The organism is Bradyrhizobium arachidis, from assembly GCF_015291705.1.
Classification (GTDB): domain Bacteria; phylum Pseudomonadota; class Alphaproteobacteria; order Rhizobiales; family Xanthobacteraceae; genus Bradyrhizobium; species Bradyrhizobium arachidis.
Map to the genome: position 1 here is coordinate 4465260 of NZ_CP030050.1, position 21708 is coordinate 4486967.

Consider the following 21708-nt stretch of genomic DNA (forward strand, 5'->3'; position numbering starts at 1 on the left):
GCATCTGAGAATCCATCGGGCCGCAGCGTCGGTGGGTCAATGGATTCCGGGTTCGCGACTTCGTCGCGCCTCGGAATGACAGTGTCAGTGATTATCCCGCGCCACGCCAAACGTGCCGGCGACGTTCTGATAGCGCGTGGCGAGCTCCATGCAGGCGCCGGTCGATTGCTGGCCGACGGTGTTGCGGTAGATCTCCTGCCACGGCGTCTGGTTCGGCGGATGCTTGAAGCCGCCATTGGCCTTGAGCTCGGCGTGGCGCTTCTTCAGCTCCTCATCCGAGATCAGAATGTTGGCGCTGCCCTTGTTGAGGTCGATGCGCACCTTGTCGCCGGTCTTGAGGATCGCGAGGCCGCCATTGGCGGCGGCTTCCGGCGAGGCGTTCAGGATCGAGGGCGAGCCCGAGGTGCCGGACTGCCGGCCGTCGCCGATGCAGGGCAGGGACAGGATGCCGCGTTTGATCAGCGCCGCCGGGGGCTGCATGTTCACGACCTCGGCGCCACCGGGGTAGCCGATCGGCCCGGTGCCGCGGATGAACAGCACGCAGTGCTCGTCGATGTCGAGCGAGGCATCGTCGATCCGCTCGTGATAATCCTCGGGACCCTCGAACACGATGGCGCGGCCCTCGAATGCGCTAGGGTCCTTCGGGTTGCTGAGATAGCGATCGCGGAATTCCTTTGATATGACCGAGGTCTTCATGATCGCGGAATCGAACAGATTGCCCTTCAGCACCAGGAAGCCGGCGTCCTTCACCAGCGGCTTGTCGTAGGCCCAGATCACGTCGTTGTCGGGCTTGGGCGCATCCTTGCAGTTCTCGCCGATGCCGCGGCCGTTCACGGTGATCGCGTCCTCGTGGATGCGCTTGTGCTTCATCAATTCGCGCACCACGGCCGGCACGCCGCCGGCGCGGTGGAATTCCTCGCCGAGATAGAAGCCGGCCGGCTGCATGTTGACCAGCAGCGGCACGTCGTGACCGTGCTTCTGCCAGTCGTCGATCGACAGCTCGACGCCGATGTGGCGGGCCAGGGCATTGATGTGGATCGGCGCATTGGTCGAGCCGCCGATCGCCGAATTGATCACGATGCAGTTCTCGAACGCCTTGCGGGTCAGGATGTCCGAGGGCTTCAGGTCTTCCCAGACCATCTCGACGATGCGCTTGCCGGTTTCATAGGCGATCTGGCCGCGCTCGCGATAGGGGGCGGGGATCGCCGCGCAGCCCGGTAGCGAGAAGCCGAGTGCTTCGGCGAGGCCGTTCATGGTCGAGGCGGTGCCCATGGTGTTGCAGTGGCCGACCGACGGCGCCGAGGACGCCACGATCTCCATGAACTCTTCATAGTCGATCTCGCCGGCGGCAAGCCGCTCGCGCGATTTCCAGACGATGGTGCCGGAACCGGTGCGCTCGCCGGCGTGCCAGCCGTTCAGCATCGGGCCGCCCGACAGCACGATGGCGGGCAGGTTCACGGTCGCCGCGGCCATCATGCAGGCCGGCGTGGTCTTGTCGCAGCCGGTGGTCAGCACCACGCCATCGAGCGGATAGCCGTAGAGGATCTCGACGAGGCCAAGATAGGCGAGGTTGCGGTCGAGCGCCGCGGTCGGGCGCTTGCCGGTCTCCTGAATGGGGTGGGTCGGGAATTCCATCGCGATGCCGCCGGCCTCGCGGATGCCTTCACGGACGCGGTGCGCCAGCTCGATGTGGTGGCGGTTGCAGGGGGAGAGGTCGTTGCCGGTCTGGGCGATGCCGATGATCGGCTTGCCGGACTGCAGCTCGGCGCGGGTGAGGCCGTAGTTCAAGTAGCGCTCCATGTAGAGCGCGGTCATGCCTGGATTATGCGGGTTGTTGAACCATTCCTGCGAGCGGAGGTGGCGGCGGGTGCCGTTACCGGCGCCTGCATGCCCATTGGTTGGCTTTTTTGTCATTGGTTTCTCCTGCAATGCAAACGCACTGGCGTCCGTTTTGTGGTGTCGGCTTGTGCGATGCCCAACGGTGTGAGCGATGGTGGGCCTGCCCGTTGGCGGGTCGTTTCCTCACAAGTCCGATACTAGTCATGGCTGCTTGGTAACGCTACCATTTTGTTCGCCGCGCCCCCGCCAGATGTGGCTGGCCGATTGTCCGAACGCCGCGCCGACGAGCTTTGCCGCTCGATCACCTTGAAGCCGAGATCGAGCACCGGCTGCTCCGGCCGCCGCCCGTCGATCGCGTCGATCAGCATGGTGGCGGCGGTCCTGCCCATCTCGTAGCGGTTGGTGCGCACGCTGGTGAGCGTAGGGACGGCGGAGGCCATGAATTCGAGGTCGTTGAAGCCGACGATCGCGATCTGCTCGGGCACCGCGATCTCCCTTCGCCGGCATTCGAACAGCACGCCGAGTGCGAGGTCGTCATTGGCGCAGAACACCGCGTCGAGGCCGGGCTCTCGCGCCAGGAGATCGGTGAACAGGGCGCCGCCGAGCGTCACCGAGGTCGGTGTCGCCGTGGTGACGACGAGGCGCTGCTCGAACAGGCCGGCATCCTTCATGGCCGAGACATATCCGTCCAGCCGCCGCTGCACCCTGGGATCCATGCGCGCGCCGACGAAGCCGATCTTGCGGTGGCCTTGCGCGAACAGGTGCGCGATCGCCGCGCGGGCTGCATCGTAGTGCGAAAAGCCGATCATCATGTCGACCGGATTGGGCCCGATCTCCATGATCTGCACGATCGGGCAGTCGGCCGCCTCCAGCATCGCGCGCGATTCCGCAGTCTGGTCGATGCCGGTCACGATCAGCCCGGCCGGCTTCTGCGCCAGAAACAGGCGCAGCAGCTTCTCCTCCTGGAGGATGCTGTAGCGCGTGTTGGACAACTGGATCGAGTAGCGGCTGCCCTCGGAGGCGTCATAGATGCCGCGCAGCACGTCCGAGAACACGTTGTTGGTGAGCGATGGGATCAGGACGCCGATCACTTCGGTGCGCTGCGAGGCGAGCGCCCGTGCCGCCAGGTTCGGCACGTAGCCGAGCTCCTTGGCCGCGCTCTCGACCCGCGTCCGCTTGGCGATCGACAGCGCCTCCGGATTACGGAAGAAGCGGGACGCGGTGATCGGGCTGACGCCGGCAAGCTCGGCGACTTCGGCCAGCCGGATTTTGCCTGACTTGGTGCGTTTTCGACCCATTTGCTGCTCTTAGCATAGCCAATGTCGAAACCAAAGGATCGTTGACAGCGCTACCAGCAACGACTAACCAAAGACAAATTGCCAAAACCGCACAAACTGCCGACAATATAGCCTGCTAAGTTCGGGCTTCGGGTTGGCGAAGTCTGAAAAACAAGACGGTCGCGGCGCTAGAGGCGTCGTGGACTTTCGAGGAGGGAGCTAGATGTCGTCTGTGCAAATCCGCGACGTGCGGAAATCGTTCGGCAATTTTGAAGTCCTGCACGGCGTGACGATCCCGATCGAGGACGGACAGTTCGTTGTCCTGGTTGGCCCCTCCGGCTGCGGCAAGTCGACGCTGCTTCGCATGCTCGCCGGTCTCGAGAACATCACCTCCGGCACGATCTCGATCGGCGACCGCGTCGTCAACAATGTCCAGCCCAAGGAGCGGGACATTGCGATGGTGTTCCAGAACTACGCGCTCTATCCGCACATGACGGTCGCCGACAACATGGGCTTCTCGCTGAAGCTGCGGAACGCCAGCTCCGACGAGATCAACAAGCGCGTCAAGCGCGCCGCGGAGATCCTCGCGCTGTCGCCGCTGCTCGACCGCTATCCGCGCCAGCTCTCCGGCGGCCAGCGCCAGCGCGTCGCCATGGGCCGCGCCATCGTGCGCGACCCGCAAGTGTTCCTGTTCGACGAGCCGTTGTCGAACCTCGATGCCAAGCTGCGCGTCGCCATGCGCACCGAGATCAAGGAGCTGCACCAGCGGTTGAAGACGACCACCGTCTACGTCACCCACGACCAGATCGAGGCCATGACCATGGCCGACAAGATCGTCGTCATGCACGATGGCATCGTCGAGCAGATGGGCACGCCGCTCGAGCTCTACGACAAACCGGACAATCAGTTCGTCGCCGGCTTCATCGGCTCGCCCGCCATGAACTTCCTGAAGGGCCATGTGCGCGTCAACGGCGTTGCGACCTTCGAGGGGCCGAACGGCGTCAAGCTGCCGCTCAAGAACGCACCCGCTGCGTCCGATGGCCGTCCCGCGGTCTACGGCGTGCGGCCCGAGCACTTCACCATCGCCGATGACGGCGCCGAGGCCGAGATCATCGTCGTCGAGCCGACCGGCTCGGAGACGCAGGTGTTCGCCAAGGTCGGCGGCGAGCAGGTCGTCGCGGTGTTCCGCGAGCGCCACCAGTTCAACCCGGGCGACAAGGTCCGGCTGAAGCCAGATCCGTCGCTGGTTCATCTGTTCGACGACGCGACAGGCAAACGCCTCAACGCGTAGAAGACTAAGACAACAAAGACTAAGACAACAAAAAAGAATCACAGGGAGGACGACATGCAAGACTTTACCCGCCGGACTCTGCTTCAAGGCGGAACGGCTCTGGCCGCGACCGGCATGCTGACCGGTCCGGCACTGTTCGACTTCGCCAAGGCCTGGGCGCAGAGCGCGCCCTGGAAGGCGGAGCCGGGCGCCAAGCTGACCGTGATGCGGTGGAAGCGCTTCGTGCCGGCGGAAGACGATGCGTTCAACGCGATGGTGGCGGCGTTCAAGACCGCGACCGGCACCGAGATGAACGTGTTCAGCGAGTCCTTCGAGGACGTGCAGCCGAAGGCTTCGGTTGCGGCCAATACCGGCTCGGGCCTCGATCTCGCCTGGGGTCTGCACACGCTGCCGCAGCTGTTCCCCACCAAAGTGCTGAAGATGAACGACGTCGCCGATTATCTCGGCAAGAAATATGGCGGCTGGACCGATGCGGCCGCCAAGACCTGCAAGCTCGGCGACGACTGGCTCGGCATTCCCGTCGCGACCAACGGCGGTTACATGACCTACCGCAAGTCGGCGCTCGACAAGGCCGGCTTCAAGGAATTCCCGAAGGACTTCCCGGGCTTCCTCGAGATGTGCAAGGCCCTCAAGGCCAACAACACGCCTGCCGGCTTCGCGCTCGGTCACGCCTCGGGCGACGGCAATTCCTGGCTGCACTGGGTGCTGTGGGGCCACGGGGCCTACACGGTCGACCAGAACGACAAGATCATCATCAATTCGCCGGAAACGGCGAAGGCGCTGGAATATTGCAAGGCGCTCTACGACAGCTTCATCCCGGGCACCCCGTCCTGGAACGACTCCTCCAACAATAAGGCGTACCTCGCCGGCGAGCTCTATTGCACGGCGAACGGCATCTCGATCTACGTGGCCGCCAAGACCGATGCGTCCAAGAAGGAGCTTGCCGAGGACACCTATCACGCGCTCTGGCCCGTCGGCCCGGTCGGCAAGCCCACCGAGCTGCAGCTTGCGCTGCCGATCCTCGCCTTCAACTTCACCAAATATCCGAACGCGGCGAAGGCCTTCGTTGCCTTCATGCTGGAGAAGGAGAACTACGAGAAGTGGCTGGACGGCGCACAGGGCTATCTCACGCAGACCCTGAACGCCTACGAGTCGGCGCCGATCTGGACCGCGGATCCGAAGAACTACGTGTTCTCGCAGGCCTCCAAGCGCACGCTGCCGGCGTCCGGCATCGGCACGGTCGGTGAGAAGGCGGCGACCGCGATCGCCGACTTCATCGTCGTCGACATGTTCGCCAACTACTGCACCGGCGCCAAGGATACCAAGGGTGCGATGGCGGAAGCCGAGCGCCAGCTGAAGCGCATCTATCGCTGACGGTCACGGGGCGGGCGGCCATCCCGGCCGCCCGCTCGTCAACATTTCGATCAGGGATATCGGGCATGGCTGATGTCGCAATTCCCCGGGCCAAGCCTCAGATGAGCGAGGACAGCGCCTGGACCCAGCTCAAACACAATCGCAACTGGCTCGGCTTCTGGTTCATGGTGCCGGCCATGGCGTTCCTGATCTTCTTCCTGGCCTATCCGCTGGGGCTCGGCATCTGGCTGTCCTTCACGGACACCCGCATCGGCAGGGTGGGGCACTTCATCGCGACGGAGAACTATGAGTGGCTGTGGGATGATTCCATCTTCTGGCTGTCGGTGTTCAACACGCTGCTCTACACCTTCGTCGCCAGCGCCCTCAAATTCGCGATCGGGCTTTATCTCGCGCTGCTGCTGAACGAGAACATGCCGTTCAAGGCGATGTTGCGCGCGATGGTCCTGATCCCCTTCATCGTGCCGACGGTGCTGTCGGCGCTCGCCTTCTGGTGGATCTTCGACTCGCAATTCTCGATCATCTCCTGGTCGCTGAAGCACCTCGGCTTGATCAACCAGAACATCAACTTCCTTGGTGACACGACCTGGGCGCGCATTTGCGTGATCTTCGCCAATATCTGGCGCGGCGTGCCCTTCGTGGCGATCACGCTGCTTGCAGGCCTGCAGACAGTGTCGCCGTCGCTCTATGAAGCAGCAACGCTCGACGGCGCCACGCGCTGGCAGAATTTCCGGTACATCACCTATCCGCTGCTGACGCCGATCATCGCTGTCGTGATGACCTTCTCGGTGTTGTTCACCTTCACCGACTTCCAGCTGATCTGGGCCATGACCCGCGGCGGCCCGGTCAACGCCACCCATCTGATGGCGACCCTGTCGTACCAGCGCGCGATCATCGCCGGGCAGCTGGGCGAGGGCGCCGCGATCTCCAGTGCGATGATCCCGTTCCTGCTTGCCGCGATCATGGTGTCCTGGTTCGGGTTGCAGCGCCGGAAATGGCAGCAGGGAGAGAGCAATGACTGACCTGCCTACCAGATCCATCGATCTCAAGAATGTGCTGTCGGGCTCGGCGCCTACGGCCGACCACAGCGAAGGCATGAGCTACCTGCAGTCGGTGCCCCGCCGGATCGTGACGCTCTATCTGCCGCTCGCGATCATCGTCATCGTCCTGCTGTTCCCGTTCTACTGGATGGCGCTGACGTCGGTGAAACCCGACGATCAACTGCTTGATCTCGACAGGTACAATCCGTTCTGGACCTGGAATCCGACGTTCAAGCACTTCCACAAGTTGCTGTTCGAGAGCTACTACCCGCACTGGCTCTGGAACACGATGTACGTTGCCGTCTGTGCGACGGTGCTTTCGATCATCGCATCTGTACTCGCGGCCTACGCCATTGTGCGCTTGCGCTACAAGGGTGCCAATCTCGTCGGCGGGCTGATCTTCCTCGCCTATCTGGTGCCGCCGTCGATCCTTTTCATTCCGCTCGCCACCGTCGTGTTCCAGTACGGCCTGTTCGATTCGCCGCTGGCGCTGATCCTGACCTATCCGACCATCCTGATCCCGTTCTCGACCTGGCTGTTGATGGGCTATTTCAAGACCATCCCGTTCGAGCTCGAGGAATGCGCGCTGATCGACGGGGCGAGCCGCTGGCAGATCCTGATCAAGATCGTGCTGCCGCTCGCGATCCCCGGCCTGATCTCGGCCTTCATCTTCTGCTTCACGCTGTGCTGGAACGAGTTCATCTACGCGTTGACCTTCCTGCAATCGACCAGCAACAAGACGGTGCCGGTCGCGATCGTCAACGAGTTCGTGGACGGCGACATCTATCGCTGGGGGTCGCTGATGGCGGGAGCGCTGGCCGGCTCGCTGCCGCTCGTCATCCTTTACGCCTTCTTCGTGGAGCATTATGTCTCGGCGATGACCGGCGCCGTGAAGGAATGACCAGCGGGGCCGTCATGAGAGCGCGTCTAGCCTGACGCGCTCCGGCAATAAGAAGGAGTAGGCTCTTGCACATTCTGGTTCTGGGCGCCGCCGGCATGGTCGGCCGTAAATTGTGTGAACGGCTGCTGCGCGACGGCCGGCTCGGCAAGAGCGACATCACCAAATTGACCATGCATGACGTGGTCGAGCCGAAGAAGCCGGAGAAGGCCGGCTTCCCCGTCGAGACCGTCTCGGGCGATTTCGCCGTCCCCGGCGCGGCCGAGAAGCTGATCGCCGGCCGGCCGGACGTGATCTTCCATCTCGCCGCGATCGTCTCGGGCGAGGCCGAGCTCGATTTCGACAAGGGCTACCGCATCAATCTCGACGGCACGCGGATGCTGCTCGACGCCATTCGCTTGGTTGGCGGCGGCTACAAGCCGCGCGTGGTGTTCACGTCCTCGATCGCGGTGTTCGGCGCCCCGTTCCCGGACGCCATCGGTGACGAGTTCTTCCACACCCCGCTGCTCAGCTACGGCACCCAGAAGGCGATCGGAGAATTGCTCCTTGCCGACTATTCGCGCCGCGGTTTCCTCGACGGCATCGGCATCCGCCTGCCGACCATCTGCATCCGGCCCGGCCTGCCCAACAAGGCGGCATCGGGCTTCTTCTCCAACATCCTGCGCGAGCCGCTCGCCGGCAAGGAGGCGATCCTTCCGGTGTCCGAGGACGTCCGCCACTGGCACGCCACGCCGCGCTCCGCCGTCGGCTTCCTGCTTCATGCCGGCACCATGGATCTCGCCAAGGTCGGCCCGCGCCGCAACCTGACCATGCCCGGCTTCTCGGCCACGGTCGGCGAGCAGATCGCGGCGCTGAGGCGCGTCGCCGGCGACAAGGTCGCCGCGCGCATCAAGCACGAGCTTGATCCGTTCATCGTCGGTATCGTCGGCGGCTGGCCGCGCAACTTCGAGGCCAAGCGTGCGCGCGAGCTCGGTTTCACCACCGAGGAAAAGTCCTTCGACGACATCATCCGCATTCACATCGAAGACGAGCTCGGCGGCAATTTCGTCGCCTGATCTAACCGATGAACAGCGTGGATATGACGATGGCGAGCGTTGCTTGCATCGGTGAATGCATGGTCGAGCTCCGGCAGGCTCAAGGTGGGCAGGCCGGGCAGGGCGGCGGCCTGTACTCGCGCGGCCTCGGCGGCGATACCCTCAATACGGCGGTGTATCTGGCGCGGCTCGAGATCAAGGTCGACTATCTCACCGCGCTTGGCGACGACGCGCTCAGCGACGAGATGATCGCGGCCTGGAACGCGGAGGGCGTCGGCACCCGCCGCGTCGCGCGGCTGCCGGGCAAGCTGCCCGGCCTCTACATGATCCAGACGGATGCCAAGGGCGAGCGCCAGTTCTTCCACTGGCGTGACAGTGCGGCCGCGCGCCAGCTGATGAACCTGCCGGAGACCGACGAGCTGCTCAACTCGCTGATGAGCTACGATATCGTCTATCTCTCCGCGATCACGCTCTCGATCTACGACGCCCCTGGTCGCGAGCGCCTGTTTGCGGCGATCAAGCGCGCGCGCCTGCTCGGCACCCGCTTCGTGTTCGACACCAACTTCCGCGCACGCGGCTGGCCCGATCGCGACGTCGCGCGCGAGGTGTTTGCCACGGCGTTTGCGGCCGCCGACATCGTGCTGACCTCGACCGAGGATCTGCTCGCGCTCTATCCCGGCGAGAGCCACGAGCAGCTGATGGCGCGCATCCCGACGCCCGAGCTGGTGTTCCGCCTCGCCGAGCCGGTGAGCATCCTGCGTTTCCCCGGCGGAACCCACGAGGTCCGTGCCGAACCCATGACCAAGCCGGTCGTCGACACCACCGCCGCCGGCGACAGCTTCGCCGCGGCCTATATCGCCGCCCGGCTGGCCGGCGCCGAGCCGGTCGAGGCCGCCCAGGCCGGGCATCGCCTCGCCAGCCTCGTGATCTGCTATCCCGGCGCCATCATTCCGGGCTATGCCATGCCGCCGAAGAAGCGGCACCGGCCGGCGACCACGCGTCAAGCGACCAAGTGAAACGAAAAGATCCTCAAGATGCCCACTGCTGCCCAACAGAACCACCTCGTCGCGCTGTTCAAGGCCGCGACCGTCATTCCCGTCCTCACCATCGAGCGGATCCAGGACGCCGTGCCGCTGGCGCGTGCGCTGGTGGCCGGCGGCGTCCGCACGCTGGAGGTGACGCTGCGTACCCCCGTTGCGATCGAGGCGGCGCGGGCGATGATGGCCGAGGTCCCCGAGGCGGTCGTCGGCATCGGCACGATCCTCAATCCAGCCGACTTCACCCGTGTCGAGAAGCTCGGCGTCGCCTTCGGCATCAGCCCGGGCCTGACCCCCGATCTCCTCGCGGCCGCCGCCCATAGCTCCTTGCCGTTCGCGCCGGGCATCGCCACCGCCTCCGAGCTGATGCTGGCGCTGTCGCACGGTTTCGACGTGGCAAAATTCTTCCCGGCCGAGCAGGCCGGCGGCATCAAGGGCCTGCGCGCCCTTGGCGGGCCGTTCCCGAACGTGCGGTTCTGCCCGACCGGCGGGGTCGGCGAGGCCAATGCGGCGACCTGGCTCGCCGAGCCCAATGTGGTCGCGGTCGGCGGTTCCTGGCTGTGTCCGACGGCCGAGATCAGGGCGGGGAACTGGGCCGGCATAACTGCCATCTGCCAGCGCACCCTCCAGGCCCTGAAAGCCGCGTGAAGTCTTGCCATCCCTGGGCTAAGACTTAGCTCAGGCTAAGAGACCCCAGGGAGAAGAGACCATGACCGCCAGCATCGTCGGATGGGCGCATACGCCGTTCGGCAAGTTCGACACCGAAACCGTCGAAAGCCTCGTCACCCGCGTCGCCAATGAGGCGCTGGCCGATGCCGGCATTTCGGCCTCCGACGTCGACGAGATCGTGCTCGGCCATTTCAACGCCGGCTTCTCGCCGCAGGATTTTACCGCCTCGCTGGTGCTCCAGGCCGACCCGAAGCTGCGCTTCAAGCCCGCGACCCGCGTCGAGAACGCCTGCGCCACCGGCTCCGCCGCCGTGCACCAGGGCCTGCGCGCGATCGCCGCAGGGGCCGCCAAGATCGTACTGGTTGTCGGCGTCGAGCAGATGACCCGTACGCCGGGACCTGAGATCGGCAAGAACCTGCTCAAGGCGTCCTATCTGCCCGAGGACGGCGACACCGTCGGCGGCTTTGCCGGCGTGTTCGGCAAGATCGCCAGCTCCTATTTCCAGAAATACGGCGACCAGTCCGATGCGCTGGCGCTGATCGCGGCCAAGAACCACAGGAACGGCGTCGCCAATCCCTTCGCCCAGATGCGCAAGGACTTCGGCTTCGACTTCTGCCGCGCCGAGAGCGAGAAGAACCCGTATGTCGCCGGCCCCCTGAAGCGGACTGACTGCTCGCTGGTGTCCGACGGCGCCGCTGCGCTGGTTTTGGCCGATGCCGAGACCGCCAAGGGCATGGCTAAGTCGATCGGCTTCCGCGCCACCGCGCATGCCCAGGACTTCCTTCCGATGTCCAAGCGCGACATCCTCCAGTTCGAGGGCTGCACGATTGCCTGGCAGCGTGCATTGGAGAAGGCGGGCGTGCAGCTGTCCGATCTCTCCTTCGTCGAGACCCATGACTGCTTCACCGTCGCCGAGCTGATCGAGTACGAAGCGATGGGCCTGACACCGAAGGGGCAGGGCGCCCGCGCCATCAAGGAGGGCTGGACGCTCAAGGACGGCAAGCTGCCGGTCAACCCGTCCGGCGGCCTGAAGGCCAAGGGCCACCCGATCGGCGCCACCGGGGTCTCCATGCATGTGATGACCGCGATGCAGCTCGCCGGCCAGGCGCCCGAGGGCATGCAGCTCAAGAACGCCAAGCTCGGCGGCATCTTCAACATGGGTGGCGCGGCGGTCGCCAACTACGTCTCCGTGCTGGAGCCGCTGAAGTAAGCTCGCGCAGGGTGGGCAAAGGCGCGAAAGCGCCGTGCCCACCATTTTCCTTGCGCTAAATCAAGGTGGGCACGCTTCGCTTTGTCCACCTTAACGCTCCTGATTGATTTGCGGAAAAGCATCATGAGCAATGGCTACGAAGATTCAATTTCTCTCGAAGCACTCAACGACCGCATCGCGATCATCGAGGACAATATCCGTCAGCTGATCGAGCAGGCCGCGGCCGCCTCCGGCGAGCAGAACGAGTCGCGGATCGCCGACCGCATCAACCAGCAGAACGAAGAGCTCGACCGCCTCATCAAGATCCGCGAATCCCGCCAGAAGAAATAGCGGGCGCGCCGGCCTGCGCATGCGGCCATACGCCGGCCGCCCTTGCGCGCGCGGCGCCGCTGCCTTTAGCTGGACCGAAATCGCTGGGCCGCTTTCAGAGAGCCCGCGCAATCGGGAGCGAACGCATGGGGCCGCTGAAGGGCATCAAGGTCGTCGACATGACCACCGTGCTGATGGGGCCCTATGCGACCCAGATGCTCGGCGACTACGGTGCCGACGTCATCAAGGTGGAATCGCTCGACGGCGACGTCACCCGCCTGATCGGCCCGACCCGCCATGCCGGGATGGGCCCGGTGTTCCTCAACACCAACCGCAGCAAGCGCTCGATCTGCCTCGATCTGAAGAAGCCCGCGGGCCGCGAGGCCGTGCTGCGGCTGCTGAAAGATGCCGACGTTCTCGTCTACAACGTCCGCCCGCAGGCGATGGCGCGGCTTCAGCTCGGCTACGACGTCGTCTCCAAGATCAATCCGCGCCTCGTCTATGCCGGCGTGTTCGGCTTCGGCCAGGACGGGCCCTATGCCGCAAAGCCCGCTTATGACGATCTGATCCAGGGCGCCACTGCGCTGCCGGCGCTGATGGCGCAGACCGGCGACGGCGTGCCGCGCTACGTGCCGAACGCGCTGGTCGACCGCATCGTCGGCCTTACCGCGGTCGGCGCGATCTGCGCCAGCCTCGTGCACCGCGACCGCACCGGCCGCGGCCAGCGCGTTGACATCCCGATGTTCGAGACCATGGCGGGCTTCGTCATGGGCGACCACATGGGCGGGCTCACCTATGAGCCGCCGCTCGACAAGGGCGGCTACGCCCGCCACCTCTCGCGCGACCGCAGGCCGTACAAGACCTCCGACGGCTATCTCAGCGTCATCGTCTACAACGACAAGCAGTGGGAGAATTTCTTCAACGCCACGGGACGCGACGATCTGCGCGCCAATCCCAAATTCGCGACCTTCGCCGGCCGTGCCGCCAATATCGACGTCGTCTACGCCGAGCTCGCCCGCATCTTCGAGACGCGCACGACCGCCGAGTGGATCGATCTTCTGACCAAGGCCGACGTGCCCGTGATGCCGATGCACGACCTCGCATCGATCCTGCATGATCCACATCTCGAGGCGACCGGCTTCTTCCCGGTCGTGACCCATCCGACCGAAGGCCCGATCCGCAGCATGAAGGTGACGGCAAGCTGGTCGGAGACCGAGGCCGAGCCGGTGCGGCTGGCGCCGCGGCTCAACGAGCACGGCGCGGAGATTCTGCGCGAGATCGGCTACTCCGCTGATGAGATCGCCGCGATGGTTCGCGACGGCGTGACGCGCTCGGCGCCGGAGTAGGGGGAAGAGATGGCGCAAACTCTTTCATCGGTCATTCCGGGGCGCGCCACTTGGCGCGAGCCCGGAATCCATAACCACCATCGTGAGTATGGATTCCGGGCTCGCGCTACGCGCGCCCCGGAATGACAGTGGAGAGGTGACACCATGACCTTCATCACCGGCGTCGGCCTCACACCTTTCGGCAAGCACGAAGGCTCATCCTCGCTCGACCTGATGAGCAAGGCTGCGCAAGCCGCGCTCGACGATGCCGGCCTCCAGCGCGCCGAGATCGACGGCATCCTCTGCGGCTACTCCACAGTCTCACCGCACATCATGCTGGCGACCGTGTTCGCCGAGCATTTTGGCATTCGTCCATCCTACGCCCATGCGGTCCAGGTCGGCGGCGCAACGGGCCTTGCGATGACCATGCTCGCCCATCACCTCGTTGAGGCCGGCGTCGCACGCAACGTGCTCGTCGTCGCCGGCGAGAACCGCCTGACCGGGCAGAGCCGCGATGCCTCGATCCAGGCGTTGGCGCAGGTCGGTCATCCCGACTACGAGGTGCCGCTCGGCCCGACCATTCCCGCCTATTACGGTCTCGTCGCCACGCGCTACATGCACGAATACGGCGTCACCGAGGAGGACCTCGCCGAATTCGCCGTGCTGATGCGCGCCCACGCCTGCACGCATCCCGGCGCGCAATTCCACGATCCCATCACGGTTGCCGACGTCCTGGCTTCCAAGCCCGTGGCGATGCCGCTCAAGCTGCTGGACTGCTGTCCGGTCTCCGACGGCGGCGCCGCCTTCATCATCAGCCGCGAGCGGACCGGCGATGCTGGCGTCCGCATCCGCGGCTGCGCCCAGGCGCATACCCATCAGCATGTCACGGTCGCGCCGGCGCTCAGCGAGCTCGGCGCCGAAATCTCCATCGCGCGCGCCAAGGAGGCCACGGGCCTTGCGATCTCCGACGTGCGCTACGCCGCGATCTACGACAGCTTTACCATCACGCTCGCGATGCTGCTGGAAGACCTCGGCCTTGCCGGCCGCGGCGAGGCGGCCGCCCGCGTGCGATCAGGCCATTTCGGCCGGGACGGCGCGATGCCGCTGAACACCCATGGCGGCCTGCTCAGCTACGGACATTGCGGCGTCGGCGGCGCCATGGCGCATCTGGTCGAGGCGCATTTGCAGATGACGGGACGGGCGGCGAATCGCCAGGTTCGCGACGGCTCGATCGCGCTCTTGCACGGCGACGGCGGCGTGCTGTCGTCCCATGTCAGCATGTTCCTGGAGCGGGTGCGATGAGTCTGGCCGATTGGACCAAGGGCGAAGAGGCCATCACCTATCAGACATGCACCGCGTGCGGCCACGTCCAGTATTTCCACCGTGCCTTCTGCGCGGCCTGCGGAGCTGCCGACCCGTGCGAGCAACGCGCCAGCGGCAAGGGCAGGGTGTACGCGACCTCTCTCGTCTGCCGCGCCGCCACGCCCGAGACGCGCGCGCACGTGCCCTACAACATCCTCTTGGTCGATTGCGCGGAAGGCTTCCGCATGATGGCGCATGGCGAGAACGATCTCGCCATCGGCGACGAGGTCGTCGCGAGCTTCAAGCCGTTCGCCGGAAAACTCGTGCCGTTCTTTGCAAAACAGAAATAGTGGGATTGGACGTCGTAGCCCGGATTGCGCTGCGCTCCGTCCGGGCTACGAGACTAAAGCCCCATCCCGCTTTCGTCGGAACGAGGCCTTAGCCTGATTCGTCATTCGGGGGCGGTCATGGGGACCGAACCTGGAACGGGATTCTGGGTCTGGCGCTGTGCGAGACGCCACCCCGGAACGACGAAAACGCTCAAACTCAACGCAACTAACGCCCGTAGAACAATATGCTGGCGATGACGAGCATCGCCGTCACCGCCAGCATATGCGCGAGCGCTCCCGAGGCCGCCCCCTTGATGGCTTCCTTCATGCCTTTTTCTCCCTAGACTTGGGCGTGACTCATCGTTGCGCGCGCTGCGCAATCGACGGTCAATTGTTTTTACTCGGAACACCCCTTGCGAGTATCCGCCGCGATTTGTCCCCACGCGGCGAATATCGACTGTGCCAAGGTCGATCAGCAATGCGGCGGCAATTTGACTCGATGATGTTGCTCCTGCGGTCGCGCAAGAATAGAGTTTTGGGGAATTTTCGCCGCTAACGACAAAAAGCATCAAAGGCTCAGGGAAATCTTCAGGAAAATCATGGCCCGCATCCTCTACAGCGATCCAATCAATGCATCCGACCGCACCCGCGAAATCCTCGACAAGAACCGCCATGCCAACATCTTCCGGATGATGGCGCATTCGCCGAGCTATTTTGAGCAGTACTGCCGCCTCGGCGGCGCGATCCGCCACAAGGGCGAGCTCGATCCGGTCGTGCGCGAGCTCGCGATCACGCGCACCGGCATCCTGTGCGAGGCGCCGTACGAGATCGTCGCGCACAAGCGCATCGGCAAGAATGTCGGCGTCACCGACGAGCAGAACGAGGCGCTCGAGAACTGGCAGGCTGCGACCTGCTTCAACGAGGTGCAGCGCGCCGCGCTTGCCTTCACCGACGAGATCGTCAGGCTGAGGAAGCCGACGGACGCCACCTTCAAGGCGATCGCGTCGAAACTGACGCCGGCCGCGCTGGTCGAATTGCAGCTCTCGGTCGGCTTCTACATCATGACTTCAAAATTCCTGGAGACGTTCGAGATCGATCTCCAGCCCGTCACCGAAGTGGTGGGCTGATCCAAACCCGCAGCGAGGGATGCTCATGACGATCGATGAATATGCGGTCTGGGCCGCGAGCATTGCGAAAGTCAATGAGCATCCGTCCAACGAGCGGCTGTCCTATCTCGGCCTCGGCCTTGCCGGCGAATCCGGCGAGGTCGCCGACCACATCAAGAAGTTGCTGCGTGATGACTGGCTCGACAAGGCCGGCCTCGTCGATGAGCTCGGCGATGTCATCTACTACTGGGCCTGCCTGTGCGCCGCGACCGGCCAGCAGCCATCCAAATTGCTCGAGGCAAGCGCGGCGAAGATCAAGCGGCGGCTGGGCGAAGCGGCAAGCCGCTAGTGCAAGCGAGAGCTGGGAGCTCCGGCATCATGGCCGGGCTTGTCCCGGCCATCCACGCCTTGCCATGCGGCACGAAGAACCGTCGATGCCCGGGACAAGCCCGGGCACGACGACCGCTTGTGAATGAACCTCAGCCGCGCTCAGGTCGACGTCAGGATATCCACCTTGGCATTGGCGACGATCAGGCGGTCGGCGAGCAGTTGCGCGAGGTTGCGCATGACGCGCTCGCTGGCGCGCGGGTGCTGCTTGCGGAAGCGCTCAAAGTCCTTCAGCGGCACTTCGAACGCGGTCGCCGCCATATCCGCGAACACGTCGGCGGAGCGTGTGGTCTCGATCAGCGCCATCTCGCCGAACGCCATGCCGGCCGTGAGCGTCGCCAGCCGTACGCCGTCGGGCAGGGTGACGTGCACCGCGCCGCTGCGCAGAAAGAATAGCGCGTCGGCGGGATCGCCTGCGGTGATGATCTTCGCGCCTGACTGAAATGTCCGGATCGTGCAGATCGAGGCGAGGTCGGTCAGCTCTTCCGCGCTGAGCCCGGCCAGCAGCGGCTGCTCGTCCAGCTCGGTGGTTTCGTGGAAATCGATCGAGCCGCCATAGCGGTAGACGATCTGGTCTTCCGCCCATTCGATCGCGGTGTCGAGCAGGTAGAAGTCGCGGACGTTCTTCAGCTCCGCGGTCCACTCCCGCAGCGTATTCCATTCCCTGGAGGCGCGCCTGACGCCCGACAGCACCACCGTGACGTTCAGCACCGCGAGCTCCTCGAACGCCTCTGCCACCAGCCGCGCGCCGGCGCGGGTGGTGGAGGTGACGCGGTGCAGGTCGAAGATCACGATTTGCGGCCGCGGCCGCCCCGCCAGCCGTCGCGAGACGTAGTCGACCGCCGACAGCGACAGCGTGCCGACCAGCTCGATGATCCGTACCTCCTGCTCGTGAGCTGCGAGGATCTCGCGCTCCTGCGGCCGGCGGACGCGGCGGGACGGGCTCTTGCCGATGTCGTAGTCGGCAATGACCACGTTGCGCGCGTCGTCACTGCGGTTGAGCATGTGCAAATCGTAATGCGAGGATAGTGCCTCGCAGACCTTGATGCCGCGCACGCTGTTGCCGTGCTTGTCGAGCCTTGGCGAGTAGCTACCGAGCCCGAGGCGGGCAGGGAGGGCGGCCAGAATGCCGCCGCCGACGCCACTCTTGGCGGGAATGCCGATCCGGTAGATCCATTCGCCGGCATAGTCATACATGCCCGACGACGTCATGACAGAGAGTGTGCGAGAGATCGCGTACGGCGTCAGCACCTGCTCGCCCGTCACCGGGTTGACGCCGCGATTGGCGAGCGTCGCCGCCATCACCGCGATGTCGCGCGCGGTGACCAGCACCGCGCATTGCCGGAAATAGACGTCGAGCACGGCCGCGACATTGCCGGAGATCACCGCATTGGTCTTGAGCAGATAGCCGATCGCGCGGTTGCGGTCGCCGGTCTGGCTTTCCGAGGTGTAGACAGCCTCGTCCACGGCGAGGTCGCGTCCCGCAAAACGGCCGAGCGCGGCGCGGATCTGCTCGAAGGCGTCAGTGCCCCTGCTGTCGTAGATCAGTCCGGTGCAGGCGATCGCGCCGGCATTGACCATCGGGTTGAACGGGTGGTTCTCGGAGTTGAGCCGGATCGAGTTGAAGGGATCGCCCGACGGCTCGACGCCGATGGCGCTCTCGACCTTGCTCGCGCCCAAAAGATCCAGCGCCAGCGCGAACACGAACGGCTTCGACATCGACTGGATGGTGAAGGGCACCTGGCTGTCGCCGACCTCGTAGATATGGCCGTCCAGCGTAGCGAGGCTGATGCCGAAATAGGCAGGGTCGGCCTTGCTCAGCTCAGGAATGTAGTTGGCGACGTTGCCCGAAGTTTCGGCAGAGAATTCATTGAGGCAATTGTCCAGAAACCGCAGCAAAGGCGGTTTCGAACGGGTCCAGGCGGAAGCGAGAGGCGAGAGCGGTTTCATCGCCCCTGTTGTGCAACGCAATCAGGGCGCGCGCAACCCGTCAGGCACGGTGGCCTGTCGCCGGACGAGCAGCAGGGCGATCAACACCGTGGGTACCAGGATGGCAAGGCCGAGCAGCGTCACCTGCATCTGCGACAGCGGCATGATCCCGCCGCCTGGCGTGGCGACCACGAAGCCGCCGATGACAAGCAGCACGCGGATCGGCCATTCCAGTGCGCCGGTCCCGCGCAAGTCGCCGACGAAGGACTGGTAGCCCTGGATGCCGCCGCAGATGAACATCGTGCCGAATGCGGCGAGCCCCATCAGGCCGAGGCCGGCGAGATAGGGGCTCGGGCCCTGCAGCACCAGCGCCGGATTGAGCACGAAGAAGAACGGGATGAAATAGATGATGCTGCCGACCCACATCGATTCCCATCCGGTCTTCATCGCCGGCGAGCCAGCAATGCCTGCGGCCGCGAAGGAGGCGATCGCGACCGGCGGGGTGATCGAGGACAGCATGCCCCAGTAGAAGATGAACATGTGCACGGCCATCTTGTTGAGCCCAAGCTTCTCCAGCGCCGGCGCGACCAGGATGGCGAGGAAGATGTAGCAGGCCGTCGTCGTCAGCCCGAGGCCGAGGATCAGGCTGGTGAGGGCGCACATGCCGAGCAGCAGGAACGGATTGTCGCCGGCGATGTGCAAGAGGTCATTGGCAAGGCTCGATACCACACCGGTCATCGAGAACGCGCCGATCAGGAGACCGCAGCCCGCGAGGATGCCGACCAGCTCGACGAAGGTGCGGCCGTTGACCTCGAGGAACTTGCCGATGGTCGCGAGCGTCCAGCGGGTGTCCTTGGAGAAGAACTGGTTGAGCACGAGCAGCAGCGCGGTCGCATAGAACGGCGCGTGACTCTCTCGCTTGAAATAGAGCAGCATCACGATCAGGAGCGCGATGACGAAGACGTAGTACCAGCCGTCCTTGATCGTATCCATGATCCGCGGCAGCTCGGCGCGCGGAATGCCCTTCAACCCGTGACGGGCGGCATAGGCATCGACCTGCATGAACAGGCCGACATAATAGAGCGCCGCCGGGATGATCGCGGCGACCGCGACGTCGGCGTAGCTGACATTGAGGAACTGCGCGATGACGAAAGCGGTCGCGCCCATCACCGGCGGTGCCAGCACGGCACCGGTGGAGGCGCAGGCCTCGATCGCGCCGGCATAGGAGGCGCGAAAGCCGCTCTTCTTCATGACGGGGATGGTCATGGTGCCGGCGGTCAGCACGTTGGAGATGATCGAGCCGGACATCATGCCGAGCAGGCCGCTCGCAAAGATGCAGACCTTCGCCGCGCCGCCGCGGAAGGTCCCGCACAGCGCGAAGGCGAGGTTGATGAAGAACTTTCCAGCGCCGGTCATCATCAGCGCGGTACCGAACCAGGAAGCCGATCACGGTGTCGGCAAAGGCCTGAATGGGAATGCCGAGCAGGCTCTCGCCCGAGAGCACGTGATAGGCGGTGGCCTGTTCGATCGTGGACTGCGTGCCGCGGAACGGCCCGAGCCAGCCGGCTTCCGCGAACAGGGGATAGACGGTGAAGGGCAGCACGCTCAGCAGCAGGCTCCAGCCGCCGGTGCGGCGAAGCGCCTCCATCAGCATCGCCCACATCACGAGGCCCGCGGCGATCACGGTGTTCGGCGCGCCGCCGAATTCCCAGCCGGCCTCGGCGGCCTTGCGCACGTTCGACATCAGCAGCAATGCCGCAGCGAAGGTCACGACGAAGAAGACGAGGTCGTACCAGGGAATGCGGTCGAGCGGCGCGCGCTCGGTGCCCGGGAAGATCAGGAAGGTGAAGGGCAGCATCAGGGCGATCAGGAGATAGAAATACTCCGTGTTGAGCTGGGTGTAGCCGATGAAGAAGCGCAGCGAGAATTGCTGGTTGATGCAGAGCAGGATGGTCGCCGCGGTCGCGACGATCAGCGTCCAGCGCCAGGCGCCGCGCAACGTGCGCACGCGGGTGACCTCGGCCTCCTGCATGTTGCCGGCGGCACCGTGCGGATCGTCGAACACGATCCGCTTGGTCTCGTCCTTGGGGCCGGTGGAGGTGGAAGCAGAAGACATCATCGACCCCGCGCGTGGGCTGGTAACAGCTGGTGGACTAGTCCTCGAACCCGTTCGGCATGTCGGCTTTCGCCAGCGCCGCGGCGCGCGCCTTCATCCAGCCGTCGAGGAAGGCCTTGTCATCCGACGGCGGATTGGACTTGCCGTACTCCGCCCAAGCCGCAGCGAGCACCTCCTGGCGCTTGAACAGCTTGTTGTTGTGCGCCTCCTGCGCATCAGACCATTGTCCGGCTTCTTTCAGCGCCTTCACCGCGCCGGGGTGCACGGGCACCACCCAGTTCTTGGTCTGGCGGTCGGCGGCGAGGCCGCCGGCGCCGGGCGCGGAGTCCTTGTAGGCATCGTAGTTCACGATCATCGCTTTCGTCATCGCATAGACCTGATCGGCCGGTTGCGTGGCGTAGGCGACGAAGATCGGGTAGGGGTAGTTGCCGAGCTCGACCGGCTTCTCCGGCGAGATGCCGGCGCCGCAGGTCGCGACTTGCGGGAAGAAGAACGAGCCGACCTTCTGCATCCGCGCCCAGCCTTCCTTGTCCTTGGCGGGCAACGGCGGCCAGATCAGGCCGCGTGGCGAGGTCTCGGCTTCCTTGGCGGGGCCGGTGATGGTGGTGCCGAAGGCGGCATCGACGTCGTTGTTGATCAAGCCTTTCCACATCGCGCCGTAGCTGGCGAACTCGACGGCCTTGACGTCCTTCTGCGTCAGGCCGGCGAAGGCGAGCACCGCGAGCGAGTTCTGGTTCAGCGCGGGCGAGCCGACGACGAAGCCGACGCGCTTGCCTTTCAGGTCTTTCAGTTCTTTCACGCCGGTATCGGCTGCGACGCCAAGCGAACCGCAATTGCAATCGACGCTCGAGAGCATGATCTGGAGCGGCTGCGGGCCCCATTCCTTTGCGCCGAACTCGAACACGCCTTCCTGCGCGAAATAGGTGCCAGATCCCATCGCGGATGACGCCGCGCGCTTGGCACGCAGCGGTGCAAGCCGCGCAACATCGTTGCCGGCGGGGAGCACGCGCACGTCGGTGCTATACTTGTCCTTCATCATCTTGCCGACGCCGACCGCGATGTTGAAGCCGGCAGTGCCGGTGTCATAGGCGGTGAAGGTCAATGTCGCCGGCAGCTTGATGTCTTCGGCGAACGCATAGCGTGTAGACGCAAAAGAAATGCCCGCAACCAAGGCAGGCGCGAGCACGATCAGCCCACGAAACATGTTTCCCTCCAATGATCCCCGCTTTCGCGCGAGGA

At 64.7% G+C, this 21708-nt stretch carries 18 protein-coding genes and 1 pseudogene; 14 read left to right on the top strand and 5 right to left on the bottom strand.

The annotated features are described in order from the left end of the window. Positions 1 to 84: 84 nt before the first annotated feature. The gene (locus WN72_RS20555) at positions 85 to 1914 is read right to left on the bottom strand and encodes an IlvD/Edd family dehydratase (protein WP_027557395.1); all 1830 of its coding nucleotides are present in this window, start codon (positions 1912 to 1914) and stop codon (positions 85 to 87) included. A 122-nt stretch (positions 1915 to 2036) separates the two neighbouring features. Beyond that, positions 2037 to 3137, bottom strand: coding sequence for an HTH-type transcriptional regulator GntR (gene gntR / locus WN72_RS20560; protein WP_092216509.1), 1101 nt, complete (start codon positions 3135 to 3137; stop codon positions 2037 to 2039). Between the two features lie 202 nt (positions 3138 to 3339). On the opposite strand from gntR, the gene WN72_RS20565 reads away from it, so the two are divergent. From WN72_RS20565 to WN72_RS20630, 14 genes are all read left to right on the top strand, one after another. After that, positions 3340 to 4407 (top strand): ABC transporter ATP-binding protein, encoded by a 1068-nt coding sequence (locus tag WN72_RS20565; protein WP_027557397.1) that lies wholly within the window; start codon positions 3340 to 3342, stop codon positions 4405 to 4407. A gap of 54 nt (positions 4408 to 4461) precedes the next feature. Beyond that, on the top strand, positions 4462 to 5781 hold the full coding sequence (locus tag WN72_RS20570) for an ABC transporter substrate-binding protein (protein WP_027557398.1): 1320 nt from the start codon (positions 4462 to 4464) through the stop codon (positions 5779 to 5781). A 101-nt stretch (positions 5782 to 5882) separates the two neighbouring features. Further along, the gene (locus tag WN72_RS20575; protein ID WP_181411695.1) at positions 5883 to 6800 is read left to right on the top strand and encodes a carbohydrate ABC transporter permease; all 918 of its coding nucleotides are present in this window, start codon (positions 5883 to 5885) and stop codon (positions 6798 to 6800) included. Beyond that, a complete protein-coding gene (locus WN72_RS20580; RefSeq protein WP_027557400.1) occupies positions 6793 to 7719 on the top strand; it encodes a carbohydrate ABC transporter permease in 927 nt (308 codons plus the stop codon). The genes WN72_RS20575 and WN72_RS20580 overlap by 8 nt, the downstream gene beginning before the upstream one ends. 65 nt (positions 7720 to 7784) lie before the next feature. After that, positions 7785 to 8771: a D-erythronate dehydrogenase gene (denD, locus tag WN72_RS20585; RefSeq protein WP_092216510.1), complete on the top strand. Its 987-nt coding sequence runs from the start codon at positions 7785 to 7787 to the stop codon at positions 8769 to 8771. 29 nt (positions 8772 to 8800) lie between these two features. Further along, positions 8801 to 9766: a sugar kinase gene (locus WN72_RS20590; protein ID WP_167380851.1), complete on the top strand. Its 966-nt coding sequence runs from the start codon at positions 8801 to 8803 to the stop codon at positions 9764 to 9766. An 18-nt stretch (positions 9767 to 9784) separates the two neighbouring features. Beyond that, the gene (eda, locus tag WN72_RS20595) at positions 9785 to 10435 is read left to right on the top strand and encodes a bifunctional 4-hydroxy-2-oxoglutarate aldolase/2-dehydro-3-deoxy-phosphogluconate aldolase (protein WP_027557403.1); all 651 of its coding nucleotides are present in this window, start codon (positions 9785 to 9787) and stop codon (positions 10433 to 10435) included. Between the two features lie 61 nt (positions 10436 to 10496). Further along, positions 10497 to 11666: an acetyl-CoA acetyltransferase gene (locus WN72_RS20600; protein ID WP_092216512.1), complete on the top strand. Its 1170-nt coding sequence runs from the start codon at positions 10497 to 10499 to the stop codon at positions 11664 to 11666. Between the two features lie 123 nt (positions 11667 to 11789). Next, positions 11790 to 11996, top strand: coding sequence for a hypothetical protein (locus WN72_RS20605; protein ID WP_027557405.1), 207 nt, complete (start codon positions 11790 to 11792; stop codon positions 11994 to 11996). 125 nt (positions 11997 to 12121) lie between these two features. Continuing rightward, complete coding sequence (locus tag WN72_RS20610) at positions 12122 to 13321, top strand: CaiB/BaiF CoA transferase family protein (RefSeq protein WP_092216513.1); 1200 nt, start codon at positions 12122 to 12124, stop codon at positions 13319 to 13321. 144 nt (positions 13322 to 13465) lie between these two features. Beyond that, positions 13466 to 14602: a thiolase family protein gene (locus WN72_RS20615; protein WP_092216514.1), complete on the top strand. Its 1137-nt coding sequence runs from the start codon at positions 13466 to 13468 to the stop codon at positions 14600 to 14602. Beyond that, positions 14599 to 14952: a Zn-ribbon domain-containing OB-fold protein gene (locus WN72_RS20620; protein ID WP_092216515.1), complete on the top strand. Its 354-nt coding sequence runs from the start codon at positions 14599 to 14601 to the stop codon at positions 14950 to 14952. Before WN72_RS20615 ends, WN72_RS20620 begins: the two co-directional genes overlap by 4 nt. 578 nt (positions 14953 to 15530) lie before the next feature. Beyond that, positions 15531 to 16058: a carboxymuconolactone decarboxylase family protein gene (locus WN72_RS20625; RefSeq protein WP_092216516.1), complete on the top strand. Its 528-nt coding sequence runs from the start codon at positions 15531 to 15533 to the stop codon at positions 16056 to 16058. Positions 16059 to 16083: 25 nt separating this feature from the next. Then, entirely contained in the window at positions 16084 to 16386 is a 303-nt protein-coding gene (locus WN72_RS20630) for a nucleoside triphosphate pyrophosphohydrolase family protein (RefSeq protein ID WP_167380852.1), read from the top strand. A gap of 140 nt (positions 16387 to 16526) precedes the next feature. Here WN72_RS20630 and glsA read toward each other — a convergent pair whose 3' ends face one another. The 3 genes and pseudogenes from glsA to WN72_RS20645 all read right to left on the bottom strand — a co-directional run bounded on the left by glsA (position 16527) and on the right by WN72_RS20645 (position 21673). Continuing rightward, positions 16527 to 18374, bottom strand: coding sequence for a glutaminase A (gene glsA / locus WN72_RS20635; protein ID WP_092216518.1), 1848 nt, complete (start codon positions 18372 to 18374; stop codon positions 16527 to 16529). Positions 18375 to 18395: 21 nt separating this feature from the next. Continuing rightward, positions 18396 to 20469 (bottom strand): annotated as a pseudogene (locus tag WN72_RS20640) (TRAP transporter permease). A gap of 37 nt (positions 20470 to 20506) precedes the next feature. Next, positions 20507 to 21673: a TAXI family TRAP transporter solute-binding subunit gene (locus tag WN72_RS20645; protein ID WP_027557413.1), complete on the bottom strand. Its 1167-nt coding sequence runs from the start codon at positions 21671 to 21673 to the stop codon at positions 20507 to 20509. Positions 21674 to 21708 lie beyond the last annotated feature (35 nt).

Excerpts from the sequence above, each read along its gene's own strand:
- WN72_RS20610 (WP_092216513.1), top strand. The coding sequence starts at position 12,122 with ATGGGGCCGCTGAAGGGCATCAAGGTCGTCGACATGACCACCGTGCTG.
- WN72_RS20615 (WP_092216514.1), top strand. The coding sequence starts at position 13,466 with ATGACCTTCATCACCGGCGTCGGCCTCACACCTTTCGGCAAGCACGAA.
- WN72_RS20620 (WP_092216515.1), top strand. The coding sequence starts at position 14,599 with ATGAGTCTGGCCGATTGGACCAAGGGCGAAGAGGCCATCACCTATCAG.
- WN72_RS20570 (WP_027557398.1), top strand. The coding sequence starts at position 4,462 with ATGCAAGACTTTACCCGCCGGACTCTGCTTCAAGGCGGAACGGCTCTG.
- WN72_RS20605 (WP_027557405.1), top strand. The coding sequence starts at position 11,790 with ATGAGCAATGGCTACGAAGATTCAATTTCTCTCGAAGCACTCAACGAC.
- WN72_RS20580 (WP_027557400.1), top strand. The coding sequence starts at position 6,793 with ATGACTGACCTGCCTACCAGATCCATCGATCTCAAGAATGTGCTGTCG.
- WN72_RS20565 (WP_027557397.1), top strand. The coding sequence starts at position 3,340 with ATGTCGTCTGTGCAAATCCGCGACGTGCGGAAATCGTTCGGCAATTTT.
- WN72_RS20625 (WP_092216516.1), top strand. The coding sequence starts at position 15,531 with ATGGCCCGCATCCTCTACAGCGATCCAATCAATGCATCCGACCGCACC.
- WN72_RS20600 (WP_092216512.1), top strand. The coding sequence starts at position 10,497 with ATGACCGCCAGCATCGTCGGATGGGCGCATACGCCGTTCGGCAAGTTC.
- WN72_RS20575 (WP_181411695.1), top strand. The coding sequence starts at position 5,883 with ATGAGCGAGGACAGCGCCTGGACCCAGCTCAAACACAATCGCAACTGG.
- WN72_RS20630 (WP_167380852.1), top strand. The coding sequence starts at position 16,084 with ATGACGATCGATGAATATGCGGTCTGGGCCGCGAGCATTGCGAAAGTC.
- glsA (WP_092216518.1), bottom strand. The coding sequence starts at position 18,374 with ATGAAACCGCTCTCGCCTCTCGCTTCCGCCTGGACCCGTTCGAAACCG.
- eda (WP_027557403.1), top strand. The coding sequence starts at position 9,785 with ATGCCCACTGCTGCCCAACAGAACCACCTCGTCGCGCTGTTCAAGGCC.
- WN72_RS20555 (WP_027557395.1), bottom strand. The coding sequence starts at position 1,914 with ATGACAAAAAAGCCAACCAATGGGCATGCAGGCGCCGGTAACGGCACC.
- WN72_RS20645 (WP_027557413.1), bottom strand. The coding sequence starts at position 21,673 with ATGTTTCGTGGGCTGATCGTGCTCGCGCCTGCCTTGGTTGCGGGCATT.
- WN72_RS20590 (WP_167380851.1), top strand. The coding sequence starts at position 8,801 with ATGGCGAGCGTTGCTTGCATCGGTGAATGCATGGTCGAGCTCCGGCAG.
- gntR (WP_092216509.1), bottom strand. The coding sequence starts at position 3,137 with ATGGGTCGAAAACGCACCAAGTCAGGCAAAATCCGGCTGGCCGAAGTC.